General features: G+C 55.3%; 28 protein-coding genes. 15 read left to right on the top strand and 13 right to left on the bottom strand.

Annotation, left to right across the window (positions count from 1 at the left end):
* Positions 1 to 23 precede the first annotated feature (23 nt).
* Entirely contained in the window at positions 24 to 1,940 is a 1,917-nt protein-coding gene (locus QT231_RS21035) for an ATP-binding cassette domain-containing protein (RefSeq protein WP_308338762.1), read from the top strand.
* 64 nt (positions 1,941 to 2,004) lie between these two features.
* Here the strand turns inward: QT231_RS21035 and QT231_RS21040 are convergent, their stop codons facing one another.
* Positions 2,005 to 2,457, bottom strand: coding sequence for a universal stress protein (locus QT231_RS21040; protein ID WP_022522962.1), 453 nt, complete (start codon positions 2,455 to 2,457; stop codon positions 2,005 to 2,007).
* Between the two features lie 194 nt (positions 2,458 to 2,651).
* Between QT231_RS21040 and QT231_RS21045 the strand changes: the two genes are divergently transcribed.
* Positions 2,652 to 3,218, top strand: a complete 567-nt coding sequence (locus tag QT231_RS21045; RefSeq protein ID WP_308338763.1) for a preprotein translocase subunit YajC — start codon at positions 2,652 to 2,654, stop codon at positions 3,216 to 3,218.
* On the opposite strand, the gene slyA is transcribed toward QT231_RS21045, so the two are convergent.
* Together slyA and QT231_RS21055 are read right to left on the bottom strand one after the other, a co-directional pair.
* Entirely contained in the window at positions 3,197 to 3,649 is a 453-nt protein-coding gene (gene slyA / locus QT231_RS21050) for a transcriptional regulator SlyA (RefSeq protein WP_308338764.1), read from the bottom strand. The two genes, QT231_RS21045 and slyA, sit on opposite strands and share 22 nt — an antisense overlap.
* 76 nt (positions 3,650 to 3,725) lie before the next feature.
* Positions 3,726 to 4,880 carry a DUF5924 family protein gene (locus QT231_RS21055; RefSeq protein ID WP_308338765.1) on the bottom strand — a complete coding sequence of 385 codons (1,155 nt, stop codon included), beginning with the start codon at positions 4,878 to 4,880 and terminating at the stop codon, positions 3,726 to 3,728.
* 389 nt (positions 4,881 to 5,269) lie between these two features.
* On the opposite strand from QT231_RS21055, the gene fadB reads away from it, so the two are divergent.
* Positions 5,270 to 7,456: a fatty acid oxidation complex subunit alpha FadB gene (gene fadB, locus QT231_RS21060; protein ID WP_308338766.1), complete on the top strand. Its 2,187-nt coding sequence runs from the start codon at positions 5,270 to 5,272 to the stop codon at positions 7,454 to 7,456.
* Between the two features lie 23 nt (positions 7,457 to 7,479).
* On the top strand, positions 7,480 to 8,658 hold the full coding sequence (gene fadA / locus QT231_RS21065) for an acetyl-CoA C-acyltransferase FadA (RefSeq protein ID WP_308323661.1): 1,179 nt from the start codon (positions 7,480 to 7,482) through the stop codon (positions 8,656 to 8,658).
* A 75-nt stretch (positions 8,659 to 8,733) separates the two neighbouring features.
* Here fadA and QT231_RS21070 read toward each other — a convergent pair whose 3' ends face one another.
* Positions 8,734 to 9,822 (bottom strand): histone deacetylase, encoded by a 1,089-nt coding sequence (locus tag QT231_RS21070; RefSeq protein ID WP_308338767.1) that lies wholly within the window; start codon positions 9,820 to 9,822, stop codon positions 8,734 to 8,736.
* A 151-nt stretch (positions 9,823 to 9,973) separates the two neighbouring features.
* Positions 9,974 to 10,450: an NAD(P)H-dependent oxidoreductase gene (locus QT231_RS21075; protein ID WP_308338768.1), complete on the bottom strand. Its 477-nt coding sequence runs from the start codon at positions 10,448 to 10,450 to the stop codon at positions 9,974 to 9,976.
* Between the two features lie 93 nt (positions 10,451 to 10,543).
* Here QT231_RS21075 and QT231_RS21080 point away from each other — a divergent pair, with 93 nt between their 5' ends.
* The 3 genes from QT231_RS21080 (at position 10,544) to QT231_RS21090 (ending at position 11,901) form a co-directional block, all read left to right on the top strand.
* A complete protein-coding gene (locus QT231_RS21080; protein ID WP_308338769.1) occupies positions 10,544 to 10,918 on the top strand; it encodes a DUF393 domain-containing protein in 375 nt (124 codons plus the stop codon).
* A 75-nt stretch (positions 10,919 to 10,993) separates the two neighbouring features.
* On the top strand, positions 10,994 to 11,470 hold the full coding sequence (locus tag QT231_RS21085) for a YbhB/YbcL family Raf kinase inhibitor-like protein (RefSeq protein ID WP_308338770.1): 477 nt from the start codon (positions 10,994 to 10,996) through the stop codon (positions 11,468 to 11,470).
* A gap of 89 nt (positions 11,471 to 11,559) precedes the next feature.
* Complete coding sequence (locus QT231_RS21090) at positions 11,560 to 11,901, top strand: zinc ribbon domain-containing protein YjdM (RefSeq protein WP_308338771.1); 342 nt, start codon at positions 11,560 to 11,562, stop codon at positions 11,899 to 11,901.
* 76 nt (positions 11,902 to 11,977) lie between these two features.
* Here the strand turns inward: QT231_RS21090 and QT231_RS21095 are convergent, their stop codons facing one another.
* A complete protein-coding gene (locus QT231_RS21095; protein WP_308338772.1) occupies positions 11,978 to 12,178 on the bottom strand; it encodes a putative motility protein in 201 nt (66 codons plus the stop codon).
* A 297-nt stretch (positions 12,179 to 12,475) separates the two neighbouring features.
* Between QT231_RS21095 and QT231_RS21100 the strand changes: the two genes are divergently transcribed.
* The 7 genes from QT231_RS21100 (at position 12,476) to QT231_RS21130 (ending at position 19,330) form a co-directional block, all read left to right on the top strand.
* Positions 12,476 to 12,940, top strand: a complete 465-nt coding sequence (locus tag QT231_RS21100; protein ID WP_007113117.1) for an SUF system Fe-S cluster assembly regulator — start codon at positions 12,476 to 12,478, stop codon at positions 12,938 to 12,940.
* A gap of 80 nt (positions 12,941 to 13,020) precedes the next feature.
* Positions 13,021 to 14,463, top strand: coding sequence for a Fe-S cluster assembly protein SufB (gene sufB / locus QT231_RS21105; RefSeq protein ID WP_022522975.1), 1,443 nt, complete (start codon positions 13,021 to 13,023; stop codon positions 14,461 to 14,463).
* 73 nt (positions 14,464 to 14,536) lie between these two features.
* Positions 14,537 to 15,286, top strand: a complete 750-nt coding sequence (gene sufC / locus QT231_RS21110; RefSeq protein WP_035580283.1) for a Fe-S cluster assembly ATPase SufC — start codon at positions 14,537 to 14,539, stop codon at positions 15,284 to 15,286.
* Positions 15,283 to 16,623: a Fe-S cluster assembly protein SufD gene (sufD, locus tag QT231_RS21115; RefSeq protein ID WP_308338773.1), complete on the top strand. Its 1,341-nt coding sequence runs from the start codon at positions 15,283 to 15,285 to the stop codon at positions 16,621 to 16,623. The genes sufC and sufD overlap by 4 nt, the downstream gene beginning before the upstream one ends.
* A gap of 26 nt (positions 16,624 to 16,649) precedes the next feature.
* On the top strand, positions 16,650 to 17,945 hold the full coding sequence (locus QT231_RS21120) for a cysteine desulfurase (protein WP_308338774.1): 1,296 nt from the start codon (positions 16,650 to 16,652) through the stop codon (positions 17,943 to 17,945).
* A 63-nt stretch (positions 17,946 to 18,008) separates the two neighbouring features.
* Positions 18,009 to 18,578, top strand: coding sequence for a putative Fe-S cluster assembly protein SufT (gene sufT, locus QT231_RS21125; RefSeq protein WP_308338775.1), 570 nt, complete (start codon positions 18,009 to 18,011; stop codon positions 18,576 to 18,578).
* A gap of 32 nt (positions 18,579 to 18,610) precedes the next feature.
* Positions 18,611 to 19,330 carry an ElyC/SanA/YdcF family protein gene (locus tag QT231_RS21130; RefSeq protein ID WP_308338776.1) on the top strand — a complete coding sequence of 240 codons (720 nt, stop codon included), beginning with the start codon at positions 18,611 to 18,613 and terminating at the stop codon, positions 19,328 to 19,330.
* Positions 19,331 to 19,367: 37 nt separating this feature from the next.
* On the opposite strand, the gene QT231_RS21135 is transcribed toward QT231_RS21130, so the two are convergent.
* The 4 genes from QT231_RS21135 to QT231_RS21150 form a co-directional block, all read right to left on the bottom strand.
* On the bottom strand, positions 19,368 to 19,814 hold the full coding sequence (locus QT231_RS21135) for a hypothetical protein (RefSeq protein ID WP_088700490.1): 447 nt from the start codon (positions 19,812 to 19,814) through the stop codon (positions 19,368 to 19,370).
* 87 nt (positions 19,815 to 19,901) lie between these two features.
* Positions 19,902 to 20,810 (bottom strand): 30S ribosomal protein S6--L-glutamate ligase, encoded by a 909-nt coding sequence (rimK, locus tag QT231_RS21140; RefSeq protein WP_035556974.1) that lies wholly within the window; start codon positions 20,808 to 20,810, stop codon positions 19,902 to 19,904.
* 42 nt (positions 20,811 to 20,852) lie between these two features.
* Positions 20,853 to 21,293, bottom strand: coding sequence for a RimK/LysX family protein (locus tag QT231_RS21145; protein ID WP_308338777.1), 441 nt, complete (start codon positions 21,291 to 21,293; stop codon positions 20,853 to 20,855).
* A gap of 36 nt (positions 21,294 to 21,329) precedes the next feature.
* Complete coding sequence (locus tag QT231_RS21150; RefSeq protein WP_308338778.1) at positions 21,330 to 22,367, bottom strand: DUF3549 family protein; 1,038 nt, start codon at positions 22,365 to 22,367, stop codon at positions 21,330 to 21,332.
* Between the two features lie 327 nt (positions 22,368 to 22,694).
* On the opposite strand from QT231_RS21150, the gene QT231_RS21155 reads away from it, so the two are divergent.
* The gene (locus tag QT231_RS21155) at positions 22,695 to 23,030 is read left to right on the top strand and encodes a YqcC family protein (protein WP_308338779.1); all 336 of its coding nucleotides are present in this window, start codon (positions 22,695 to 22,697) and stop codon (positions 23,028 to 23,030) included.
* 82 nt (positions 23,031 to 23,112) lie between these two features.
* Here the strand turns inward: QT231_RS21155 and QT231_RS21160 are convergent, their stop codons facing one another.
* The 3 genes from QT231_RS21160 to QT231_RS21170 all read right to left on the bottom strand — a co-directional run bounded on the left by QT231_RS21160 (position 23,113) and on the right by QT231_RS21170 (position 24,502).
* The gene (locus tag QT231_RS21160; protein ID WP_308338780.1) at positions 23,113 to 23,739 is read right to left on the bottom strand and encodes an OmpW family outer membrane protein; all 627 of its coding nucleotides are present in this window, start codon (positions 23,737 to 23,739) and stop codon (positions 23,113 to 23,115) included.
* Positions 23,740 to 23,939: 200 nt separating this feature from the next.
* Positions 23,940 to 24,257: a CcdB family protein gene (locus QT231_RS21165; RefSeq protein WP_308338781.1), complete on the bottom strand. Its 318-nt coding sequence runs from the start codon at positions 24,255 to 24,257 to the stop codon at positions 23,940 to 23,942.
* Entirely contained in the window at positions 24,257 to 24,502 is a 246-nt protein-coding gene (locus QT231_RS21170) for a type II toxin-antitoxin system CcdA family antitoxin (protein ID WP_308338782.1), read from the bottom strand. The genes QT231_RS21165 and QT231_RS21170 overlap by 1 nt, the downstream gene beginning before the upstream one ends.
* Between the last annotated feature and the right edge of the window lie 240 nt (positions 24,503 to 24,742).

Genomic DNA, 24,742 nt, shown 5'->3' on the forward strand with positions numbered 1-24,742 from the left:
CTCACGATTAAGGAGGACACCGCGTGACCCTGTTACGACTCGAACAGCTGCAACTCGCCTACGGCACCCATGTACTACTCAATCGCGCCGACCTGACAGTTGAAAAAGGCGAGCGGCTGGCGCTGGTCGGGCGCAACGGCACCGGCAAGTCCACCCTGCTGAAGCTGGTGGCGGGGGATATCCTGCCCGATGATGGCTCAATCTGGCGCGCGCCTGGCCTTAAAATAGGCGTGTTGTCCCAGGAGTTACCTGAGTCATCCGGCCTGACTATTTTCGATATGGTGGCCCAGGGCCTGCCGGAAGCGGGGGGACTGCTTTCCGAATACGATCATCTTATCAATGATCCCGACCCCGATATGGATCGCATGGCGACCCTGCAAACGCGCTTGGAAGCCATTGATGGCTGGTCTTTCCACCAGCGTATCGACACCGTACTGACCCGCTTGGGCTTGCCCCCTGCGGCTGAGATGAGCTCGCTCTCCGGCGGCTGGCGCCGTCGGGTAGCGCTGGCGCGGGCGCTGGTTGCCGAGCCCGATCTGCTGCTGCTCGATGAGCCCACCAACCACTTGGATTTAGACACCATTGCCTGGTTGGAAGAGCAGCTACTGGCCTTCAACGCTGCGGTACTGTTGATTACCCACGACCGGGCGTTTCTCTCCAAGCTGGCGACCAATATTCTCGAGCTGGATCGAGGCCAGCTAGGCCGCTACCCCGGCAAATACGAAGAGTATCAGGCCCGCAAGCAGCACGAGCTGGAAGTGGAAGCGCGAGAGAACGCCGAGTTCGATAAAAAGCTCGCCCAAGAGGAAGCCTGGATTCGCCAGGGTGTTAAAGCACGACGTACTCGCAACGAAGGGCGGGTAAGGGCGCTTGAGGCAATGCGTAACGAACGCAGCCAGCGCCGAGAGCGCCAGGGTAATGCCAACTTGACGGTGGATCGCGGCGAGCGCACCGGCAAGCGCGTTGTAGAACTGCAGGGCGTCACCCAGCGTTTTGGCGATGAGGTGATACTACGCGATATTAACCTTGAGGTGCTGCGTGGTGACCGTATTGGTTTCCTGGGACGCAACGGTGCGGGCAAGACAACGTTGCTGAAAATCCTGCTGGGCGAATTGGAACCCAGTGAAGGTAAGGTACAGATGGGCACCAATCTGAAAGTGGCCTATTTCGATCAGCTGCGCGCCGGGCTCGAACTGGAAAAAACCGTCTACGACAACGTTGCTCAAGGTAGTGATCGCGTCAGCGTGGGCGGAAAAGATCGCCATGTAATGAGCTACCTGCAGGACTTTCTGTTCACCCCCGAACGGGTGCGCCAGCCGGTTAAAGCGCTCTCCGGGGGCGAGTCCAACCGTCTGCTGTTAGCCAAGCTGTTCACCCAGCCAGCTAACGTGCTGGTGCTCGATGAGCCGACCAACGATCTCGATATGGAAACACTGGAGCTGCTCGAAGAGCTGCTGCTCAATTTCGATGGCACGCTGCTGCTGGTCTCCCACGACCGAACATTTATGGATAACGTGGTCACCAGCATGCTCGCCTTTGAAGGCGATGGCGTTGTGCGTGAATACGTGGGTGGCTATACCGACTGGATTCGCCAAGGGGGCAAGCTGCCGCCAGCGCCTTGGGAAGGCGCGGCGCGCCAGCGTACCGAACCTACTTCAGAAGCGCCTAAAAAGGTCGCTGAAGAACCGGCTGCACCAGCGAAAAAGAGCGTCAAACTCTCTTACAATGTACAGCGTGAGTTAGATGCACTGCCCGTCGAAATCGAGCGTCTTGAAGGGGAAATAGCGGCGTTAGAGAGTGAAATTGGTGACCCTGCGTTTTATCAGCAGGACGCTGACGCCGTGACGGCTAAGCTGCAAACGCTTGAAAAAGTGCAAAAGGCGTTAGAAGTCGCCATGGAGCGCTGGATGGAACTGGAAGCGATGGCTGCAGGGGAGTAACTCAGTAACGTTAAAAGGCGCCGTGTAGGCGCCTTTTTTGTCAGCGGTATCACGTAGTGGGTTGTTACTCGTCGCTTTCTTCGCCTTTTTTACCCACGCGTACCGCGAGGACATCGCACTGGGCGCCGTGCAGCACACCGGTAGAGGTTGAGCCCAGCAGCAGGGCAAAGCCATGGCGGCCATGGGAGCCCACCACGATCAAGTCCACATCGTGCTCTTCAGCAAAACGGTGGATTTCGGTGTCGGGCATACCGACGACGACGTGCTGGTCAGCCTCGGCAATATGTGGGGCAGCAATTTCGGCCAAGCGTTTTTTAGCGTGTTCATCCAGCTGATCTTGAATGCTGGTCAAGTCCATGGGGATATCGCCACCGTAGGCAAACCCAAGCGGTTCCAGGGTATGCATAATAGAAATTTTGGCTTGATCGTTGCGCTCTGCAATCGCCACCGCACGTTCCAAAATCTTGTGGGAATCTTTGGTGAGGTCAACGGCAACTAAAATGTGGTGATAGCTCATGGCGTATCTCCTTGGCATGGAAGCACTGGTTAACAAAGAAAAAAGCTCTTTGTTCAATGACCTTTACTTTAGATGGCGTGTCCTTTTTTAACAATAGCAAGCGGTTTAACAATGACTTGGGTCAAAACACCGATCTGAGTCATGTCCTTTAGAATAGTGTATACCGTGTGGCTCATGTGGAGGTAAATGTAGAGATGGATTGGTTTATTATAGTCTTTATTCTGATGTTAGTGATTGCGCCCGTGATGTGGCTAAAGCCCAGCCCGCGCCAAAAGCGCCAACAGGCGCTACGTTCACAAATCTCCAAGCAGGGCGTCAGCATCAAACTGGAAAAGCCGCCGCTGCACCATTTTAGAGGCACCATGCCTGCCTACCGTTGGCACTTTCCCCAGGAAGGACCCGGCCCGGATTTTCTGCTGGTAAGAGACAGCAATGCCAGTGATGCGTTAGCACCCTATTACGCAGGCTGGCGTTGGCGTATAGCTCCCTTGCGCCCATTACCCGATGATGCGGAGGCACCCTTGAAAGCGTTGCTTGAACGCTTACCCCAGGACGCGCTGGTGGTGCAATCAACGCCTTATGCGCTGACGCTTTGGTGGTGGGAGTCGCAAACCGCGGAGCGATTCGCGACCTATCTACCCGAATTTCAACAGCTGCGCGATGCCCTGCGTGGCCACGCCGACCAGCCTTTCAGCCAGCTGCTAAAGGGCACTGAGCAGGTTTCGCCCACCGTCAGCGATCAAGATGACGGGCTGTCTTGATCGCGTGCTTGTATCGCTAGTCCATTCGCTTCAATCACCGCCAACCAATCGTTGAGTTGTTCAAGGTTCTCCTCGCTTAAGCCAGCGAACATCTCCTTGCGCGCCTGCTGGGCAACGCTGTCGATCTGTTCTAACAGCGGCATAGCGGCAGGCGTGAGATAAATACGCTTGCTGCGGCGGTCGTTGTCGCAGGCTCGGCGCTCTACCAGGCCTTGTTCCTCAAGCTGGCCAAGGGTGCGCACCAGCGAGGGCGCCTCAACACCAATAACGCGGGCGAGGTCGCACTGTGGGTGGCCTTCGCCCAGCCGCCACAGGTGATACAGCGTCACCCAGCGTGTTTGGGTTAAACCCAGAGGCGCCAAGCGGCGATCCAAGATGGAGCGCCATAAATGGGGCAAGCGTGCGATGCGAAATCCAATCGTTGAAGCCATAGGTAACTAGCTGCCAATAAGTATGAGTATAGGAATTGTCATAAGCTGCGCCGCTGAATGCAAGGTGCTTAACCATTCAATCTTCTGGTTGCGCCTCTTCATCATTAGGGCTACCTGGCACAAATCGACGTAAGTTTAATCCACTTAGGCCACTGGCGCGTATTTCTCCATCTGCCAGCGAGGCGTGCTGAGGGTCTGCTGACACCTCAAAACGTATCAAACCTAAGCGCTGGCCAGTCCCCGTCATGATATCGATGCGCCAATCCCCAGTAGGGTCTTCGGGGAAATTTTGTTTGTGACTCCACGCGCGATAACCCTGTTCGCGTCCACCATCGATATTAAGTTCCACAACGTCCATTGGCTCACCATTATGATGCCAAGCATGGGTAATGGTTTCACTTAATCCCCGCGGTGCCCGAATAGCGGTATACACATAAAGGCCATTCTCGCTGATGGCTTGCGGTGTTAATACCATAGAGCCTTGAGGCAGGCGCTGTTCAACATCAAAACCGGGAGACAGTGCGCTACTGGTCATCCACATGCTGGCGGGGGGTACCCAGATGCGACCAAGCCAAGCGCCATAGGCAAGTAACAGCGTCAGCACAAAAAAAGCGCACCAGCGTTTGAGCGAGCGCTGCTTGAGCAAGTGCCAAAAACTTGGCAGGGCTAGCAAAATGGTGATTCCCAGGGCCAGCAGCAGGCTTTGGCCGGTGGTGAGGTGCACCATGATGGGGAGAGTGACCAGCAGCACCAGGAAAACGCACTGGGCATGAAAGACGAAATACAGACTGCGCCAACGCTCCGCGACCTTGAAATAGAGCGGATCGATAATCGACAGTAGCGCCATGCCGCCTACCAATAGCGCAAACAGCGTCTGTCCGCTATTCCACACGGTGGTGACTAAAATAAACGGCAGCGTGAAGAAAAGTGTCTCCTGGTGAATCATTTGCGCAATAAAGTTGGTCACGCCCCGAGGGGGTGTGGGATGCCCACGGCGTGACAGCCAGCGGCTGATCAAACCTTCGGAGAGCAGTAGTGCCCAGGCGAACAGTAAACCCAACGCCAGTGCTGCGCCCAACCACTGCTGGCGATCGACAAGAAAGAAACTGCCTAAACCAGCAGCGAACGCCATGGGTGGCCACAGCCAGCTCCACGGTTTTAACCGTTCGACTATGCTTTCAATACGCCGTTGAACGGCCTCAATGCGCGATGGCGTAAGCAGTGCGCCCATAACAAGGTAACCTACAAAATTAAAAGAAGCGTGATCCTAGCAGTATGAACGCACGCAGGGGAGTGCTGGTCTCAATAGATAGATGAATTAGGGTTTTTACGAAAAGTCGGCGAGCGAAGACTAGACAAGGCAAAAATACGAAAAAAGGACCGGGCTCGCGTTCGAGTTTACGGGTTGTAAATGAGCATTTTGAGGCGATTTTTAACGCCGTATAGTCGAGCGCAGGCAGTTTTCGTACAAACCCTAGCCAAAAGTCTGGGCTTGACGTTGCCATGCAACTCAACCAAGCTAAGGCAATCAAACGACCGTATGAAAGTCTATGAAAGACGTATGAGAAACGTGGCGGGTTCTCTTTTCAGAGCCAGCCCGAAAATGTGGAGAGAGCGCGGATGATTTATCAAGGCAACGCCATCACGGTGACACGTCGTGACACCCCGAGTGGCAATGATATCGCAATGCTCACTTTCGACCTGAAAGATGAGTCCGTTAATAAGCTCTCCAGCGCTGTGGTAGCAGAGCTGGGCGAGGCAGTGAAGGCCATTCAAGCCGAAAGCGGCTTAAAGGGCTTATTGATTGCGAGCGGTAAAGATGTGTTTATCGTGGGCGCCGATATCACCGAGTTTCACGGCATGTTCTCCAAGGGTGAGGGGCAGATTGCCGAGATGCTTGAGCAGGTGCACGGTATCTTCAATGCCATTGAGGATCTGCCGTTCCCCACCGTTACTGCTATCAACGGCTTGGCGCTGGGGGGTGGCTGTGAAGTATTGCTGACCACCGATTTTCGCGTGATGGGCGAGAAAGCCAAGATCGGCCTGCCAGAAACCAAACTTGGCATTCTGCCCGGCTGGGGCGGCTGTGTTCGGCTGCCGCGCATTATCGGCGCCGATAACGCCATCGAGTGGATTGCCGGTGGTACCGAAAACCGCGCTGATGCCGCGCTAAAAGTGGGCGCTGTCGATGCGGTGGTAGCAGCCGAGCAGTTGGAAGAGGCGGCGCTGGATATTCTCGACCGTGCCAACGCCGGTGAGCTGGATTATCAAGCCCGCCGTGCTGAAAAGACCAGCCCCCTGAAGCTCAACCCCATTGAGCAGATGATGGCCTTTGAAACCGCGAAGGGCTATGTCGCTGGTAAAGCGGGCCCCCATTATCCGGCGCCGATTGAAGCGATCAAAGTGATCCAAAAAGGCGCGGGTGAAGAGCGTGGCCGCGCCCAGGCGATTGAAGCCAAAGCCTTCGCTAAGCTGGCGCTGAGCAGCGTAGCGTTTAACCTGGTTGGCCTGTTCCTGAACGATCAAGTGGTCAAGAAAAAAGCCAGCAAGTATGAAAAACAGGCTCAGTCAGTGAAGCAGACCGCTGTACTTGGGGCTGGCATCATGGGCGGTGGTATCGCATATCAGAGTGCCTCTAAAGGCACGCCAATTCTGATGAAGGATATCAAGGATGACGCGCTAGAGCTGGGCCTGAAAGAAGCCCGTAAGCTTTTTGCCAAGCAGGTAGAGCGCAACAAGCTGACCACCGAGCAGATGGCGGAGAAGCTAACCAATATTCGTCCGACGCTCTCTTACGGTGATTTTGGCAATGTCGATCTCGTTGTCGAAGCGGTGGTTGAAAACCCCAAGGTTAAAGATGCCGTGCTAACCGAAGTAGAAGGTTTGGTCGGTGAAAACACCATTCTTACCTCGAACACTTCGACGATTTCCATTAACCGCTTGGCGCAAAACCTCAAGCGGCCCGAGAACTTCTGCGGTATGCACTTCTTTAACCCCGTGCACCGTATGCCGCTGGTGGAAGTAATTCGTGGCGAGAAAACCTCGGATGCTGCTGTTGCTGCTACCGTGGCCTACGCGCGGGCAATGGGCAAAACGCCGATCGTGGTTAACGACTGCCCAGGCTTCCTGGTCAACCGGGTGCTGTTCCCTTACTTTGGCGGCTTCAGCTTCCTGGTTGAGCAGGGCGCTGACTTCCAGCGCGTTGATAAAGTGATGGAGAAGTTCGGTTGGCCCATGGGCCCGGCTTACCTGCTGGATGTGGTCGGCCTGGATACCGCAGTGCATGCCAATGAAGTGATGGCGGAAGGCTTCCCTGATCGTATGGCCCGCGAGGGTAAAACCGCCATTCAGGTCATGTATGACAATGACCGTTTAGGTCAGAAGAATGACAAGGGCTTCTACGCCTACGAAGAGGATAAAAAGGGTAAGCCGAAAAAAGTCACCGATGAAGCGGCTTACGCTTTAGTCAACGAGGTGGTGAAAGAGCATAAAGAGTTTTCCGACGAGGACATCATCGCGCGCATGATGGTGCCGCTGTGCCTGGAAACGGTGCGTTGCCTGGAAGATGGCATCGTAGCCACCCCCGCTGAAGCCGATATGGCGCTGATTTATGGCATCGGCTTCCCGCCGTTCCGCGGTGGTGCGCTGCGTTACATCGACGCCATGGGCGTGGCGGAGTTCGTTAAGCTAGCAGAAGGCTTGGCCGACGAGCTGGGGCCGCTTTACGCGCCTACCGATAAGCTGCGTCAGATGGCTCAAAACAACGAGCAATTCTATTCCAGCAACAATTCTGCTACCCAGGCCTAACCACCACGCACAGGAGAAATATGATGAGTTTGAATCCAAGAGATATTGTGGTGGTTGACGGTGTTCGTACCGCCATGGCAAAAGCCAAGAATGGTGCTTTTCGCAACGTTCGCGCCGAGAATCTTTCTGCTGCCACCATGCAGGCGCTGTTTGACCGTAACCCTAACCTGGATCCCTCAGAAGTTGATGACGTGATCTGGGGCTGTGTCAACCAGACGCTTGAGCAGTCGATGAACATTGCCCGCAATGCGGCGATCATGACCGGCATTCCCCGCTCGGTGCCTGCACAAACCGTAAACCGCTTGTGTGGTTCTTCGATGACGGCGCTGCATATCGCCGCCGCTAATATCAAAGCGGGCATGGGCGACTTCTTTATCATCGGCGGCGTTGAGCACATGGAGCATGTGCCCATGGCTCACGGCGTTGACGTTAACCCGGCGGCGAGCAAATATGCGGCTAAAGCGGCGATGATGATGGGCCTGACCGCCGAGCTGCTGGGCAAAATGCACGGTGTTTCCCGGGAAGAGCAGGACAAATTCGGCGTTCGTTCTCACCAGCGTGCCCAGGCGGCGATGGAGAAGGGCTACTTTGACAACGAAATTATCGGCGTCGAAGGCCATGACCAGCGTGGCTTTCGAGTCATGGTGCAGCGCGATGAAGTGATTCGTGGGGACGCCAGCCTGGAGTCCATGGCGAATCTGAAGCCAGTGTTTGATCCGCGCAACGGTACCGTGACCGCAGGCACTTCCTCGGCGCTTTCCGTGGGTGCCTCGGCGATGGCGGTAATGAGCTATGAGCGCGCTCAAGCGTTGGGTCTGGAACCGATTGCGCGGGTGCTTTCAACCGGCGTGGCAGGTTGTGATGCGTCCATCATGGGCTATGGCCCGGTGCCCGCGTCTAAAAAAGCGCTGAAAATCGCCGGTCTCTCCGCGGCGGATATCCAGACCGTTGAGCTAAACGAAGCCTTTGCCGCACAGGGTATCCCGGTACTGAAAGATTTAGGTTTCCTGGATGCCATGGACGATAAAGTGAACCTGCACGGCGGGGCGATTGCTTTAGGCCACCCGTTGGGCTGTTCGGGTTCGCGTATCTGCACCACGCTGCTTAATGTCATGAAGCAGCGCGATACCACTTTGGGCTTGGCTACCATGTGTATCGGCATGGGGCAGGGCGTTGCGACTGTGTTTGAACGCCTGAAATAACGACCTCCTCTTCGTAGCTCCAAGTCAGCACTGGAAACGGCACCTTTCGGGGTGCCGTTTTTAATTGCAAAGCCGCTAATCAGATTGAAAAGCGGTGCGGTGAAAATCTGCTGCGGCTTGAACTTCGGCAATACCGCAGGTATCGGGTACCGGCACCGTGTTGCCTGCTAGCACCGAGAGTACGGCTCTGGTGCCGTTGGCCAAGGACTCCAGGTTGTAGCCACCCTCTAATACAAACACCAGACGACCGTCGCAATGCTGTTCAGCTAGCTGCTGTAAAAAACCAGTTAGCGCGCCAAACCCTTCATAGGAAACATTGAGAGCTAAGTCGTGCCAGTGGGGGTCAAATCCGGCAGAAACCAAAATAATATCGGGCTTAAACCAAGACGCAGCCGGGGCGAGAATGTCGCGAAATGCCTTTAGAAATGCCTCATCCCCAGCACCGGCGGGTAGCGGTACGTTGATGGTGGTGCCTTCAGCGAGACCTGCGCCAACTTCTTCCAGGTGGCCAGAGCCAGGGTAGAAGGGCGCGGCGCGGTGAATATCGAAAAACATCACGTTGGGCTCTGCCCAAAAAATATCCTGGGTGCCGTTGCCGTGATGGGCGTCCCAATCGACGATCAGCACCCGTTCGCAGCCTAGTGCGCTGCGGGCATGGGCCGCTGCCACCGCAACGTTATTGAATAAGCAAAAGCCGCGGGCACGAACGGGCTCTGCGTGGTGCCCCGGTGGGCGAACCAGTGCAAAGGCGCTTTTAGCGCGCTTTTCCATCACCGCCTCTACTGCCGCAATGGCCGTTCCGGCGGCGACTTCTGCGGCATCTACGCTTCCCGGTGAGACCGCCGTGGTGTCGACATCCAGCCAGGCATTTTTGCCGCGCAGACTGAAAATATCGCTTAGATAAGAAGTGGTATGCACCCGAGCGAGCTGCTCATGGGTGGCCGCTCTGCCCCCTTCAGTTTGCAGGCCCGCAATGGGCGCTCGCGCCAGCAGTTGTTGAATAGCTTTTAATCTGCCTGGGTGTTCAGGGTATTTCCACGGCACCGGGAGCCCTGCCAGCAGGTGTCGAATGCGCTTATCGATCCGTTGGGATAAAAAGTCGGCATCGATGTTGGGTTCGTGAGCGAGAACGCGATCATCATAGAAGGCAATGACGTTATGCATAATGGCTACCTGGTGTACGTGCGTTGAGTAACCGCAGTAATGCCAGCAAGGCACAGTAGTCTTTCAATCGCACAGTGGGCACGACATGCTTATCTACAGTAAGGCAGGCTAGTCGTGGTTATACAATGGCGCGCTCAAAAAAATACCACTCTCAAACAATGCCACTTTCAACACTAAACGCTAGGGTCATGCTGAGTTCTTCTACCTGATCAGCAAACGAGGACTGCCACTCGCCGCGCAAAATGAGTGGTGGCTGTACCCAGCGCCAGCGTAGACCCGTGACGATACTCTCCACTGCGCGCTGGGTGCCCGTGCCGTCATGGCCGGCGCGAATATAGAGTGCGCAGGGTAAGCCCTGTTTCTGTTCTAGAACAGGGTAGTAGCTGCGATCGAAAAAATCCTTCAGCGCGCCGCTCATATACCCCAGGTTTTCCGTGGTGCCAAGCAGAATCGCATCGCAGGCCAGCACATCGTCAGGGCCCGCTTCCAAGGGGGCTTTGACCACGCAGTGCATCTGCTCAAGATCAGGGTGGCAAGCGCCCCGGTATGCAGCCTCGCGCAGAGAGAGCGTATTTGCTGAAGGGGCGTGAGCGACAATTAATAGCTGTTTTTTGAACTCAGATGTCATGGCGGTGGCCTAAATGGGCAGTGAAGATCCGAAAGGTTGCACCCAACGTTGAAAATGCCACACTGATTCAGTGACGTTAACTAGTGAGGCTATATGCCCAACAAGACATCGATCAATGTCTTTTACGATGCCCAGTGTCCGTTGTGCCGACAAGAGCGTCGCCGCTATGAGCGCTGGTCGGGCCGCCAGGCAGATGATGTTGGCTGGCTTGATGTGAGTGAACATCGGCAGACACTGCGGGAGAAGGGCGTTGATCCTAATACGGCGCTGCGCTCTCTGCATGTCGAAACCGCGCAGGGCCAACTGCTTGAGGGTATCGACGCTTACCGTCTGTTAATGGCGCGTATCCCCTTGCTGGTGCCGGTTGCCTGGATCATTGGTCTACCGGTAATTAAACCAGAATTGCGAAAGTTATATGATGTTTGGGTAAAGCGCCGTCTGAAGAAACAGGGTAGGTGGTTCACCTAGTTTTCGTACATAAAAGTTCTCATATAAAGCTCAGGCTGTTACGAAACACTCATCCGATAAATCAAGGAGAGAAGCATGGCATTTGCACTTTCATCAATGAAGGTTAGCAGCCCAGCGTTTGCTGATCATCAAGCGATCCCTTCTAAACATACGGGAGAGGGCGAAGATGTTTCGCCAGCGCTTGCTTGGCAGGGCGCGCCCGAAGGTACCAAAGGCTTTGCAGTGATCTGTCATGACCCTGACGCCCCGCTGGTCAGGGACGGCAGCTACGGCTTTGTGCATTGGGTGCTTTATAACCTGCCTGGTGATCTTCTGGAATTAACCGAAAAGAGCGCTGCAGGCACCGTCGGCGCTAATGATAAAGGCGGTACAGGCTATTGTGGCCCAATGCCGCCAGAGGGTCACGGCAAGCACCTTTACTACTTCTGGGTGCTGGCGCTGGATCATCAGACCTCATTGCCTGAAGGTCTTACGTTGGCCGAACTGCTCAAAGAGGTAGAGCCCAACCTGCTGGGTATGAACCGCCTGGTCGGCACTTACCAGCGCGATTGATCTGGCATCTGGCTGGACATTTTGCGTAACCCCTGTAGGCTCCATCGCTTTCTTAGCCCTTTATCTAAGCCAAGTGATGGAGCCTTCTGATGAGTGATCTGCCTAACTGCCCTGCCTGTGCCTCTGAGTTTAGCTACGACGATGGGCTTCAGTATGTGTGCCCAGAGTGCGGCCATGAGTGGTCAAAGGTAGCAGAAGAGCAGGGCGCTGATGACGCATCAGGCGTGCGTGATGCCAATGGCAATATGTTGGCTGACGGTGATAGCGTCACGGTGATCAAGGATTTGAAGGTGAAAGGCAGTTCCCTGGTGGTTAAAGTGGGCACCAAAGTAAAAAGCATCCGCTTGGTGGATGGCGATCACGATATCGACTGCAAAATTGATGGTATCGGCCCAATGAAGCTTAAATCCGAGTTTGTTAAGAAAGCTTAAAGCCAGTGCAGATAGCCAAAAAAATAGCCCCCGGGCTTTAGCCAGGGGACTATTTGCATATCTACCGCCAGATTAGTTACGCAGTGGTATTAATCTGAGTGCCTACGCTACCGCTGGTGGCCAACTGAGCCTCCACAGCGCCGTCCATTAGGGCCGTTATCTGCGCTGCTTGTCCATCTAACGCTTCTTTAAAAACGCTGAACTGAGCCTGCTGGATCGCTTGTGCCTGCCTCATATCCAGCGTTGCGTTTACCATGTTGTTAACTGCTGCATCCATAGTCTTCCTCCTCCCAATATCGCGATGCCTCATACAGTAAGAGGCATCTAATACCCTTTGACGCTAGCAGAGGCGGCTAATCAATGCAAAGCTGCCAAGACAGCTGTGATAGCTTTTTTAAATGATAATGATTGCTGTTTTTGATGTGATCAGCGGCGATCGTGCTGTTATTTTGCGTAAATTGCTATCCATTTTGCTCAAGGGCTTCACATCAAATTTATACAGGACTAAAATGGTACTCAATTGACGCGGCGACCATTTGGCAGGCTGCGTACTGATGAGACAAAGGGAGTCGACATGCTTAAGCTTTCTCGGCTGACAGACTATGCCGCGGTGGTCATGGCGCAAATTGCCCGCCACCCCGAGGCGTCGCATGCAGCGACAGAGTTAGCTGAGGCCGTGCAGTTGCCCCATCCGACGGTGAGTAAAACACTCAAAATGCTAGTGAGGGCAGGGCTGCTGGTTTCCCAGCGTGGTGCTCAAGGGGGCTACCGCCTTGCCCGGCCCGCATCGCAGATTACCGCCGCCGATATCATCGCGGCGATTGAAGGCCCCGTCGCCATGACCGAGTGCAGCCAAGCAGAAGGCGACTGTGAGCTGGTGGCGACCTGCGGTGTGGCCGACAACTGGCAGCGGGTCTCATTGGCCATGCGCACGCTGCTGGAGAGTGTAACGCTGGCGCATTTAGCCGATACCGCGCCGATTAAGCTGCCGGTGCAACTGCCTATTCAAACGATCAGCCTGTCGGCAGCGTCTGCCTAACAGCAGCGTAAGCACAGCAGGCCTAATTTATTATTTAAAGGCGATAAACCTCGCCACCCAACTGCCCGGAGGGTATCACCATGGCAAGCGAAGAAATGGAACAGTTGGTTCGTCGCGAATACAAAGATGGCTTTGTAACCGATATTGAGAGCGACACCCTGCCACCTGGCCTGGATGAAAACACCATTGCCTTTATCTCCAAAAAGAAAGGCGAGCCGGAGTGGATGCTGGAGTGGCGTTTGGATGCCTACCGTCAGTGGCTGAAGATGGAAGCCCCTTCCTGGGCGCATCTCGACTATCCGCCGATTGATTACCAATCGATTTCGTATTTCAGTGCGCCGAAGCGCCCAGAAGATCGCCCCCAGAGCCTGGATGAAGTGGATCCTAAGCTGCTGGAAACCTATGAGAAACTGGGTATTCCACTGCACGAACGCGCCGCCCTGGCAGGCGTTGCGGTCGATGCGGTGTTCGATTCCGTTTCGGTCGCCACCACCTTCAAAAAGCAGCTTGGCGAAGCGGGCGTTATCTTCTGCTCGATTTCGGAAGCCATTCGTGACTACCCGGAGCTGATCAAACAGTATCTGGGCACCGTGGTTCCCGTGGCGGACAACTACTTCGCGGCGCTGAACTCTGCGGTGTTTACCGATGGCTCCTTTGTGTTCGTGCCGGAAGGCGTGACTTGCCCCATGGAGCTGTCCACCTATTTCCGCATTAACGCGGCCAACACCGGCCAGTTTGAGCGCACGCTGATTATTTGTGAAAGCCGTGCCCAGGTCTCCTACCTGGAAGGCTGTACCGCGCCGATGCGCGATGAGAACCAGCTTCACGCTGCGGTGGTAGAACTTGTCGCTCTGGACGACGCCTATATCAAGTACTCCACCGTGCAGAACTGGTACCCCGGTGATGAAAATGGCGTAGGCGGTATCTATAACTTCGTCACCAAGCGTGGCGACTGCCGCGGCGACCGCTCACGGATTAGCTGGACCCAGGTAGAGACCGGTTCGGCGATTACCTGGAAGTACCCTTCCTGCGTACTGCGCGGCAAAGACAGTATCGGCGAGTTCTACTCCGTCGCCGTTACCAATGGTCGCCAGCAGGCTGATACCGGCACCAAGATGATTCACATTGGCGAAGGCACGCGTTCGTATATCGTCGCCAAAGGTATCTCCGCGGGCAGGAGTGACCAATCCTACCGTGGCCTGGTGAAAATTGGCCCGCGGGCCAAAGGGGCGCGTAACTTCACCCAGTGCGACTCATTGCTGATCGGTGATAAGTGCGGAGCCCACACCTTCCCTTACCAGGAAATCGGCAACAGCACGGCGACCATTGAGCACGAAGCGACCACCTCAAAAATCGGTGAAGACCAGTTGTTCTATTGCCAGAGCCGCGGTATCTCGGAAGAGGACGCTGTCAGCATGATCGTTAACGGTTTCTGTAAGGACGTCTTCCAAGAGCTGCCCATGGAGTTCGCCGTTGAAGCCGAAGCGCTGCTCAATGTGACCCTGGAAGGCGCGGTCGGCTAACCGCTGGTCATTTATTCCACTCAATTATAGTAGTGTCGCCGTAGCGACTCGCCAGAATCAGAAGGTAATCAATATGTTGCAAGTGAATGATTTACACGTCTCCGTCGAAGGTAATGAAATCCTCAAAGGCCTTACCCTGACCATCAAAGCGGGTGAAGTGCACGCCATTATGGGGCCGAACGGCGCGGGTAAATCGACTCTATCCGCGGTGATTGCCGGTAAAGATGGCTACGAAGTCACCCAGGGCACGATTACCTTTGAAGGCAAAGACGTGCTCGAGATGGAGATCGAAGAGCGCGCTCAGGCCGGTTTGCTGTTGGGTTTCCAGTACCCGGTGGAGATTCCAGGGGTTAAAAATATCTACCTGCTGAAATCGGCGCTTAATGCCCAACGCGTCGCCCGCGGGGAAGGTGAAATGCCCGCACCGGAGTTTATGAAACTGGTCAAAGAGAAGCTGGGTTATATGAAAATGGACGCCAGTTTCCTCCAGCGCGCCGTTAACGAAGGCTTCTCTGGCGGTGAGAAAAAGCGCAACGAGATCCTGCAAATGCTGGTGCTGCAGCCGAAGCTCGCCATGTTGGACGAGATCGATTCTGGCCTGGATATCGACGCCATGAAAATTGTCGCCGACGGCGTTAACAGCCTGCGCGCTGAAGACCGCGCCATTCTGCTGGTGACTCACTATCAGCGTCTGCTGGATTACATCGTACCGGACAAGGTTCACGTTCTGGTCGATGGCCGTATCGTTAAAACCGGCGACGCTGAGCTTGCGAAGCAGCTGGAAGCCAATGGATACGAAGGTATCGAGGAGTCTGTGGCATGAGCGATACGCAAACCTTTTTAGATACGCTGAAGGCGCGCAGCTCGAACTACACGGCGGAACCTACCTGGATCGCTGCGCGCCGCCAGGCGGGCGCTGCGCGTTTTGAAGCGCTGGGTTTCCCCACTCGTCGTGACGAAGAGTGGAAGTACACCGACGTGCGCTCGATCGCCCAGGGTAACTTTGCCCTCGCCGACAACGCCGAGTTCTCACCGGCGAGTGCCGCGGCGCTAACTCTGCCGATTGACGCTTACCGCCTGACGTTTGTGGATGGCGTTTTCTCATCGGCGCTTTCGGATGTGGATTCACTGCCGTCAAGCGTTCAAGTGTTACCGCTCTCCAAAGCGCTGGCAGAGAACCACGAAGCTGTGGGTGGCCCGCTGGGGCGCTTGACCGGGGTCGATTTTTCGCCCTTCGCCGCGCTAAACACCGCCTTTATGGAAGAGGGCGCCGTGGTGCGTATTGCACCAGGAACGGTGGTTGATAAACCGATCCTGCTGCAGTTTCTGTCCCGTGCGGGCCAGCCGGTGATGTGTCACCCGCGAGTGCTGGTGGAAGCAGGTGGCCGTAGCGAAGCTACACTGATCGAGCACTATACCGGCGAAAGCGAAGCGACTAACTTCACCAACGTGGTGGGCGAGTTGATGCTTGACCGTGGCGCGATCCTTGCCCACTACAAACTGCAAGAAGCGCCGCTGGGCGATATGCATGTGGCGAGCATCCACGTGGAGCAGGGCCGTGATACCCGCTACACCTCCTACAACCTGAGCCTGGGCGGCGCGCTGGTGCGCAACGACTTGATTAGCGATTTGAACGGCCAGGGAGCTGAAACCAACTTCTTGGGGCTGTTCTTCGGCCAGGGTCGCCAACACGTCGACAACCACACCAAGGTTAACCACAATGCGCCGCTGACGTTCTCCAATGAGAACTACAAGGGCATTCTGGATGACCGCGCCCACGGGGTGTTTAACGGCAAGGTGTACGTCAAACGCGATAGCCAGAAGATTGAAGGTTTTCAGAGCAATCAAAACCTACTGCTATCGGATCGCGCCCACATCGATGCCAAGCCCGAGCTTGAGATTTACGCCGATGACGTTAAGTGCTCCCACGGCACCACCACTGGCCAGCTAGATGAAGAAGCGATCTATGCACTGCGCACGCGTGGCATTGATGAAGCGACTGCCCGGGGTCTGCTAACGCTCGCTTTTGCCGGCGAGGTATTGGACAAAGTCACCTTGGATGCGATTGCCGAGCGCGTTGAATTAGCGGTCGCTGGCAAACTGCCCGAGCGCTTCAATCTTGCCGGGCTTGTCGAAGCTGCTGTCTCACTTAACGACTAGCGCCACTACCCAATCAGGAGCGTCTGATGCCACATTCCGTTATTGAGCCAACGCACAGTCCTTTACAAGCGAGCCCTTTGCAAGCGAGCCCTGACCAGGCGACTTTTGATGTTATGCGCCTGCGCCAGGACTTTCCGGTGCTGGCCCGTGAGGTGCACGGCAAACCGCTGATCTATTTAGACAATGCGGCCACCAGCCAGACGCCTCAACAGGTGATTGACGTGTTTAGCGATTACTACTCGCGCTATAACGCCAATATTCACCGTGGGCTGCATACCCTTGCCGATGAGGCGACGGCGGCGTTTGAAGGCACGCGCCACCGGGTTAAAGCGTTTCTTAATGCGGAAGATGCGCGTCAGATCATCTTTACCCGCGGCACCACGGAGGCGATTAATCTGGTCGTTCATAGCTGGGGGCGTACAAACCTCGCTCCCGGTGATGAAGTGCTGATTTCCATGCTGGAGCACCACTCCAATATTGTGCCCTGGCAGCTGTTGGCAGCCGAGATTGGCTTTACCATCAAGGTGATTCCCGTTGAGGCTAACGGCGCGCTGGATATGGCCGCTTACCGCGAGCTGCTGAGTGAACGCACCAAACTGGTGGCGGTCAACCACGTTTCTAATGCACTGGGTACCGTTAACCCGGTACAAGAAATGGCAACGCTTGCCCATCAGCAGGGTGCGCTGATTCTAATTGATGGCGCCCAGGCAGCACCGCATCAAGTGGTCGATGTGCAGGCCATCGACGCCGACTTCTATGCTTTCTCCGGCCATAAAGTGTATGGGCCCACCGGCGTTGGCGTACTCTATGGCAAGCAAGCGCTACTCGAAGCCATGCCGCCATGGCAGGGCGGCGGAGAGATGATCAGCACTGTCTCCTTTGACGTAGGCACCACCTTTGCCGCTATTCCGCACAAGTTTGAAGCGGGCACGCCCGCTATTGCAGAGGTGATCGCCCTGGGCCGAGCACTGGAGTGGATGGAGAGCGTGGGCATAGAGGCGATCGGTGCCTGGGAAGGCCAACTGCTTGACCATGCGACACAGGCGGTGAATAAAATTGATGGCCTGCGTATTCTAGGCACGGCGCCTAATAAAGCGGCGGTGCTCTCTTTTATCGTTGAGGGGGCGCACTCCCAGGATATCGGTCTGTTGATCGATCAGCTGGGCGTCGCTATTCGTACCGGTCACCACTGCGCGCAGCCCTTGTTGCACCACTTCGGGGTAGACGCAACGTGCCGCGCTTCATTTGCCGCGTATAATACGCTCGAAGAAGTGGATTGCTTTGTCGAAGCGCTTAATCGCGTGATTGGAATGGTACGTTAAGGCCGATTCTTTTGAAGCTCGTTCTTTAAGGCCCGTTCTTTAAGAATCGTCATAAGGACAGTTATGGATCTTGAGCAAGTTGCCAGTTTAGAGCGTGGCCAGCAGTTGCCGCTCCAGCGTGACGTGGAGGCCATTGCCATTCCGTTTGGTAGTACGGAAACACTGGCCGAAGATAGCGTTGTTAGCGTTATGCAAGCGAAGGGCAGTACGGTAAGCGTCGGTTTTGAGGGACGTCTCTACTTAATTGAGGGGAGCAACCTGGATGCGCTGGGATTAGAGCCGCTGCCGCGTCCTACGCTGCCCGAAACGGCGACCGAGGAGGAAATAGAGCAGTTCGTTTGGGATCAACTGCGTACCTGTTTTGACCCGGAGATCCCGGTTAATATCGTTGATCTTGGGCTGGTCTACGGTTGCCGCATTGAGCGCCTTATCAGCGGTGAGAGGCTCGTTACCATTCGCATGACGCTGACGGCCCCTGGCTGTGGCATGGGCGATGTGATTGCAGCGGATGCGCGCAATAAGATTCTCGGCGCGCCGCAGATTAGCAAAGTACACACCGAAATAGTCTTCAGTCCACCCTGGAGCCGTGACATGATGAGTGACGAGGCCAAGCTTGAACTCGGCATGTTTTAGGCCTGTCGGGTTAAGCCCGGCAGGGGAGCTGGATGCATAACGTGTTATTGACGTGGTCGAAGCGTTTATTAATGTCGCTAGGAGCACTATTGCTGCTGGCGACATTGCTGTTTATAGGTGGCAATTTTTGGGTGCTTGCTACTACCGCCGCTTATATTGAGCGTCAGCCGCAGCAGTGTCGCCCGGCAGAGGTGGGAATTGTCTTCGGCACGTCTCACTGGACACGTGGAGGGGGGCGCAACCCTCACTTTCATGCGCGTATGCGAACCGCGGCTACTTTAATCGAACAGTCCCAGGTCGAGCATCTTTTGCTTTCCGGGGATAATCGTACCCAGGCGTATAACGAGCCAAGAGCCATGTGGCGTGAGCTGTATCGTCGCGGCGTAGCGGCTGAGCAACTGACCATGGATTTTGCAGGCTTTAGCACCTACGACACGCTGGCGCGTGCCCGGGATGTCTTTCAGCTTGAAAAAGCCCTGCTGATCACCCAGAGCTGGCATCTTCCCCGCGCGGTATATATTGGTCGTGCGCTGGATATCGACGTCACTGGCTGTGTGGCGGATGATCCTACGGTAGCCGTGGGGTGGCGCTTAAAGCTGCGCGAGTGGGCAGCACGAGTGGGCACCCTGGGCGATCTCTATCTATGGGGTAGGGAGCCCTATTTTCTCGGTACGCCCGAGCCCATCGAATTGCCCAGGCGGACGCCAATTGACCTTATTCTGCCGTCGCTAAACGAGCGCTTTAGCCCTTAGCTGTCCCCTCGTACCGTTAGCACTTGCCACAATAGAGTTAGCGGTGGGTTTTGCGCTTTTGCAGCGCATACAACTCGCGAATAAGCTTGCGGCACCCCTGCATACACTCTTCTACAACCGGTTCGATCGGATCGGGTAGCGGGTGGGTATACAGCGAGGAGAGCGCCTGCATTAATACACGCTCTTGCTCCAATAGCTCATTGATCAATACCTGGCTATCGTTGCCGACAAAACTTTTTAAGCGACTCCACAACCATAAAAAATCATCGCGCTCTACGTCCGCATCCCGGGGCAGCATTTTCAAATGCGCACGGGCGAGCTCCTGCAGTTTGCGCATCTGCTTAAGGCGCGCAGCGTAATGCGGCTTTAAAGCGTCACGCAGCGAGGGGCGCAGGCGTTCAATATTGTCTTGGAAATAATCAATGCTATCGGCCAGCGCTTCCAATACGCTGTCCATCGCCACTTGGCGATTATCGAGAAACATGAGCGTCTACCTCCTTCGGTGACGCAGATTGTGGGGGTGACAGCGACTATTTGCCACCCCCGAAGCGGATTATTTTAATATTTTGCCTTAGCCTTTAGGCTTGGGCGGTGCTTTACGGGCTGGCGTGGCGTTTCTTTCAATGTGTTCAATAATCATTCCGGCAATATCTTTGCCGGTGGCGTTCTCAATGCCCTGTAAACCAGGTGAGGAGTTAACCTCCATTATCACCGGGCCGTGATTAGAGCGTAGCAAGTCGACACCCGCAACGCGTAGGCCCATGGCCTTGGCAGCACGAATCGCCGTTGAGCGTTCTTCCGGGGTGATCCGGATCACGCTGGCGGAGCCACCGCGGTGTAGGTTCGAGCGAAACTCTCCATCCGCCGCCTGGCGCTTCATTGAGGCGACGACCTTATCGCCGATGACAAAGCAGCGGATATCGGCGCCACGGGCTTCTTTGATGTACTCCTGCACCATGATATTGGCTTTCATGCCCATAAAGGCCTGAATGACTGATTCGGCGGCCTGGTTGGTTTCTGCCAATACAACGCCAATTCCCTGGGTACCTTCGAGCAGCTTGATGACCAGCGGCGCACCCTTGACCATGGTAATCAGATCGGGGATGTCATCGGGTGAGTGAGCAAAGCCGGTAATCGGCAACCCCAGCCCTTTGCGCGACAGCAACTGCAACGAACGTAGTTTATCCCGTGAGCGGGTAATAGAGACGTTATCGTTGATAACGTAAGTGCCCATCATTTCAAACTGACGCAACAGCGCGCAGCCGTAAAAGGTGACTGATGCACCGATGCGCGGGATCACCGCATCGAAAGGCTCAATCTCTTGGCCTTTGTAGTGGATCGATGGGTGGTGCGAGGTAATGCTCATATAGCAGCGCAGCGTGTCCACCACGCGGGCGGTATGCCCACGCTGCTCTGCGGCTTCAACCAAGCGGCGGGTAGAGTACAAATTGCGATTGCGTGACAGCAGAGCGATATGCATGTAGGAGACTCCGAGCCTAGATTAAGGCGACTAAATAAGGGGTTAAGGCTCACCGTGCAAAAATGCAGCACCGGGGGCAACCATGAGGCGCCGCATGGCACGACGCCCCAGTAGCATCGGGTGGCGCATATTGCTGCGGTCAGTAAGGGTCAGTTCAACTGGAAAATTCAAATCGCCCATCTGCATTGGGGTGCGAATAACATAACGCCACTCGCTATGACCGTTGGAGCTGGTGATGCGGCGCCGGTCATGCAAGTGTAAATTGTAGCGGTGGGCTGGCGTTGCCGGGCCACCACTATGGGTGATAAAACTGACCCACAGTTGACCATGTTCATCTTCATGTGTCTCTATCTCTTCCGCATGCAGCGCAGAAGTTCGCGCGCCCGTGTCTGCTTTACAGCATAGGTGAAGCCCTAGTTCAGGTAGCGTCACCATCTCGCGGCGGCCAATGACCGCTTTGGCCTGATAGGGTAATTCCTTCACGGCTCACTCCTTGCAATTAAAAGTGACAACATCAAATCAAGCATTCCTGTGTGACATCATCTGAGACAAACGGCGTTGAATAGGGGAGCCTTCGGGTGCATCCCGCAGTGCCATCATGACCGGTAAGCGTAGCCGTGGTATTAGCGCTATATCACGTACTACGGCGGCAAAATCGCTACGCTCATCTTCGCTCAAGCGGTGCAGAAAAAGCGGCAGGCGCTGGGCGTCTTCCAGGTAGCCCCAACCGCGCCCGGCGATAGCCGCCAGAACATCTGGCCCGCAGGCCGCTGGATCATTGAGCAAGGCCGTGTACCAATTGCCCACCGATGCTGCCTCCGTATTCCCCACTGCGCGCAGACAGGCACACAGCGTTTCAATGTCGCCCGCTTGGGCGGCGGCTTCACCGCGCCGCTGCAGTGCGTCGACCAATGCCTGTGACAATGGCTGGTGCTCTAAACAGTAGCACAGGGAGTGAATAACGGCGGCAGGCAGCTCAGGCAGCCGCAGCGCTAGCGAATCAGCGTCAGCCGTTTCCATACGCACGGCGTAATCGGCAATTCCTTGTAACCCCAACGCCTGCCAATCAATCGTTTGCTGGCCGCTCAAGTAGGCTTCAACTGGCTCAAAATGCTGGCTGGCTGGCAGCCCCCTGTCATGGGTCGCGCGAGCATTGAGCATAGCCTGAAAAGTGACACTAGGCGTGAAGGCGAGGGGATTATCCTTCATTAAGTGATCTACGTCCGCTGTTTCTTCACGACCTACCTGGGAAACGGCACGGCCGAGGGTTTCCAGTAGGCGGTTTAAAAACGCATCGCGCTGGGCAGGAGTAATCACGCCCTGCTCATCCAGTGGCAGGGCCAGGAACCAAATGGCAGGTTCAGGCATATCGCCAAGGCGAAACACGATGGCTAGGCGCGCCTGGCCCTGCCAGGGTTCTGGCCAGGCCATTTCGCCACTTTCAAATGCAGCGAGTGTCGCCCGTGGGCAGGGGACGACGTGGCGGCCCATATGGTAAAGGGATACCTCGCCACTGCTGCGGGTAAAAAACTCATCAAGGGTTTGAATCGGTTGCATGACATCCTTCCGCGTTGCAAGCCTGCACTCTACCTTGCTGATGTGGCACTGTCAGCCGCAGTGACGGATAAACATAGTGTTCATGCTAGTGACTTAAGGCATTAGCATTAATGACAATGCGGTTAAAAAATAATCAACTTTGCGCAAGCCCCATGAGAGCAAGCGTTGCGACACCTTTCCATAGTTTATCCACAGGCTCGTGCAGGTTTTCTGTGAGTCTATGGATAACTACCCGCAAGTGTTGATAAGTGGCAAGGCGCCCGCTGAGTGGGGATAATGGGCAGACGCCACAAATTTTTCATTTCCGAGGTAGTGACAAACGACTTTATGAGTACTTATCAACCGCTGCAGACAGCGCTTCTAGAACTTGAAGCGTCGATGAAAGCCGCCGATTTATGGCGCATGCCGACACCCGATGCAGAGGCATTCGCCAGCCAGCAGCCATTTTGCATCGATACCATGTCGCTGCCGCAATGGATTCGCTTTGTATTTATTGCCCGTTTGAATGCTTTGATTGATGCTCGCGCATCCATGCCTGCAAAGTGCGAGGTGGCCCCTGCCGTGGCAGCCTACTTGCAGCAGGAAAAAACACCCGCCCACCATCAACTGCTTATCGTGCGGGCAGTAGAGAAGGTCGACCAGATCGTCACTGAAAGCAATTAAAGCAGTATGCCGCTAAACACACAAAGCCCGCCGTGAGGCAGGCTTTGGGGATAACATTTAACGTAGTGGTTTAGCAGGCGGCTTAGAAGCGGTAACTAAGGCCTGCCATGACTACCAGGGGATCGATCTCAACGGTACCTACTCCTGCGCCGTTAACGCTGGCATCGGTATCGATGTCGATGTACCAAGCCGCGGCGTTCAGCGCCCAGTGATCATCAATAAGTAAATCAACACCTACCTGACCCGCTGCACCCCAGGAGTCATCCAGGTCTAAATCACCTATGGTCAACTCTTCATCGGAAAAGTGAGTGTAGTTAATACCCGCGCCCACATAAGGCTGAACGCGTGACTGTGTGCCGCCCAGCGGGTAGTACTGCAGCGTTAGCGTCGGCGGTAGGTGTTTGGTAGAGGCGATATTATCGCCGTTCAAATGGATATCGTGCTCAAACGGCAGCGCCGCCAGCAGCTCCACGCCGACTTTATCGTGGAAACGATAGCCCAAGGTGAACGCGAAATTAGTTTCATCCTGTACATCCACGGACAGCGCACCGTTGGCCAGCGAGCCGTTGTCGCTTTTAGGGGCGACCTTGGCAACACCAACGCGGGTGAAAAAGTCGCCAGCGCCGTAGGCGAATGCCTGGCTGCTGGTCATCAATGCCGCAGCGGCAACAGTGGATACAAGTAAGGTAGGCAGGGCGGCTTTACGCATGGGTTCACTCCTGGTGTTAAAACAGTCAGTTTTAAACGACTAACTAGTTGCAAAGCTGGGCGACCATTCGATAGCCGCTTAACGATGCAGCCAGTGTAGCGAGACCCAGGGAGTGGATTATTGATCCAGGGCAAGGGTTATGAGAGGCAAGGAGCCTGGCGCAGTGCTAGCGCCTTCAATCCGGTCGCAGAACATCGGCGTTAAATGCCAGTGACTGCTAGATCCAGTGCGGAAATAATGCGATCTCTGAAGTGCGAGAGGGAACCGACGGGATTCTTTAGGTACTTTTCGGGCACCGAGGAAATCTGCGGAGTGAGTAAGAGCAACGTCTGATCGTTGAACGTTACCTCTGGCGTGAGGCCGCGCATGGCCTGTTCGCCAAAAGCAGCGCGCCTTGCCAAAGGGATAACGATACGAGTTGCCAAGTCGGTCAGAAGGGCGCTTTGAATATCTATCAGGTAAGGATAGTGCGCTTTGCTGGTTTTACTTGGGTTAGGGTAAACGTCGAATTGTGCCATCAAAACTCCCTGAATTCGTCGCCAAAGCACCCATGTTGCTCAACGAATTCGTTATAGTTCTTGATCGCACTACGGTTTTCTTCGACCCATTGAGTGGCCTCTCGTTTCGCAAGCTCTTCCTTCAGTGCCCGCTCAAGGGTGGCTGAAAGGTTAATGTTCAGAGCGCGGGTCTTGTTTAGGAGGTCACTGTTCACCGACAGGTTCGCTGCCTTTCTGGGTGCGGCTGTATCGTAAAGTTTTGGCATTTTTCCCTCCACAGAGTTGTGACCAACATCGTTACAGATTATGCGCACTGAAATGCGCATTCAAGTGAGTATTTAACAAATTGCAGGGTAACCCCCCGTAAATCCCGGCTGCCAGAATCGAGTAGGAAGGGGAGTCGCCTCCCCTGTCCTCTCACACCACCGGGCATACGGTTCCGTACCACGGCGGTTCATGAAGAACGCTTGAGCCATCTTACCGCGTCCAGTATCGAGATCAGTCCC

It is taken from the genome of Halomonas sp. SpR1 (genome assembly GCF_031010175.1).
Lineage (GTDB): Bacteria > Pseudomonadota > Gammaproteobacteria > Pseudomonadales > Halomonadaceae > Vreelandella.

What these genes read in the sequence shown, in the direction of transcription:
- QT231_RS21040 (WP_022522962.1), bottom strand. Translation starts at nt 2,457, where the DNA reads ATGAGCTATCACCACATTTTAGTTGCCGTTGACCTCACCAAAGATTCC.
- QT231_RS21045 (WP_308338763.1), top strand. Translation starts at nt 2,652, where the DNA reads ATGGATTGGTTTATTATAGTCTTTATTCTGATGTTAGTGATTGCGCCC.
- slyA (WP_308338764.1), bottom strand. Translation starts at nt 3,649, where the DNA reads ATGGCTTCAACGATTGGATTTCGCATCGCACGCTTGCCCCATTTATGG.
- QT231_RS21055 (WP_308338765.1), bottom strand. Translation starts at nt 4,880, where the DNA reads ATGGGCGCACTGCTTACGCCATCGCGCATTGAGGCCGTTCAACGGCGT.
- fadB (WP_308338766.1), top strand. Translation starts at nt 5,270, where the DNA reads ATGATTTATCAAGGCAACGCCATCACGGTGACACGTCGTGACACCCCG.
- fadA (WP_308323661.1), top strand. Translation starts at nt 7,480, where the DNA reads ATGAGTTTGAATCCAAGAGATATTGTGGTGGTTGACGGTGTTCGTACC.
- QT231_RS21070 (WP_308338767.1), bottom strand. Translation starts at nt 9,822, where the DNA reads ATGCATAACGTCATTGCCTTCTATGATGATCGCGTTCTCGCTCACGAA.
- QT231_RS21075 (WP_308338768.1), bottom strand. Translation starts at nt 10,450, where the DNA reads ATGACATCTGAGTTCAAAAAACAGCTATTAATTGTCGCTCACGCCCCT.
- QT231_RS21080 (WP_308338769.1), top strand. Translation starts at nt 10,544, where the DNA reads ATGCCCAACAAGACATCGATCAATGTCTTTTACGATGCCCAGTGTCCG.
- QT231_RS21085 (WP_308338770.1), top strand. Translation starts at nt 10,994, where the DNA reads ATGGCATTTGCACTTTCATCAATGAAGGTTAGCAGCCCAGCGTTTGCT.
- QT231_RS21090 (WP_308338771.1), top strand. Translation starts at nt 11,560, where the DNA reads ATGAGTGATCTGCCTAACTGCCCTGCCTGTGCCTCTGAGTTTAGCTAC.
- QT231_RS21095 (WP_308338772.1), bottom strand. Translation starts at nt 12,178, where the DNA reads ATGGATGCAGCAGTTAACAACATGGTAAACGCAACGCTGGATATGAGG.
- QT231_RS21100 (WP_007113117.1), top strand. Translation starts at nt 12,476, where the DNA reads ATGCTTAAGCTTTCTCGGCTGACAGACTATGCCGCGGTGGTCATGGCG.
- sufB (WP_022522975.1), top strand. Translation starts at nt 13,021, where the DNA reads ATGGCAAGCGAAGAAATGGAACAGTTGGTTCGTCGCGAATACAAAGAT.
- sufC (WP_035580283.1), top strand. Translation starts at nt 14,537, where the DNA reads ATGTTGCAAGTGAATGATTTACACGTCTCCGTCGAAGGTAATGAAATC.
- sufD (WP_308338773.1), top strand. Translation starts at nt 15,283, where the DNA reads ATGAGCGATACGCAAACCTTTTTAGATACGCTGAAGGCGCGCAGCTCG.
- QT231_RS21120 (WP_308338774.1), top strand. Translation starts at nt 16,650, where the DNA reads ATGCCACATTCCGTTATTGAGCCAACGCACAGTCCTTTACAAGCGAGC.
- sufT (WP_308338775.1), top strand. Translation starts at nt 18,009, where the DNA reads ATGGATCTTGAGCAAGTTGCCAGTTTAGAGCGTGGCCAGCAGTTGCCG.
- QT231_RS21130 (WP_308338776.1), top strand. Translation starts at nt 18,611, where the DNA reads ATGCATAACGTGTTATTGACGTGGTCGAAGCGTTTATTAATGTCGCTA.
- QT231_RS21135 (WP_088700490.1), bottom strand. Translation starts at nt 19,814, where the DNA reads ATGTTTCTCGATAATCGCCAAGTGGCGATGGACAGCGTATTGGAAGCG.
- rimK (WP_035556974.1), bottom strand. Translation starts at nt 20,810, where the DNA reads ATGCATATCGCTCTGCTGTCACGCAATCGCAATTTGTACTCTACCCGC.
- QT231_RS21150 (WP_308338778.1), bottom strand. Translation starts at nt 22,367, where the DNA reads ATGCAACCGATTCAAACCCTTGATGAGTTTTTTACCCGCAGCAGTGGC.
- QT231_RS21155 (WP_308338779.1), top strand. Translation starts at nt 22,695, where the DNA reads ATGAGTACTTATCAACCGCTGCAGACAGCGCTTCTAGAACTTGAAGCG.
- QT231_RS21160 (WP_308338780.1), bottom strand. Translation starts at nt 23,739, where the DNA reads ATGCGTAAAGCCGCCCTGCCTACCTTACTTGTATCCACTGTTGCCGCT.
- QT231_RS21165 (WP_308338781.1), bottom strand. Translation starts at nt 24,257, where the DNA reads ATGGCACAATTCGACGTTTACCCTAACCCAAGTAAAACCAGCAAAGCG.
- QT231_RS21170 (WP_308338782.1), bottom strand. Translation starts at nt 24,502, where the DNA reads ATGCCAAAACTTTACGATACAGCCGCACCCAGAAAGGCAGCGAACCTG.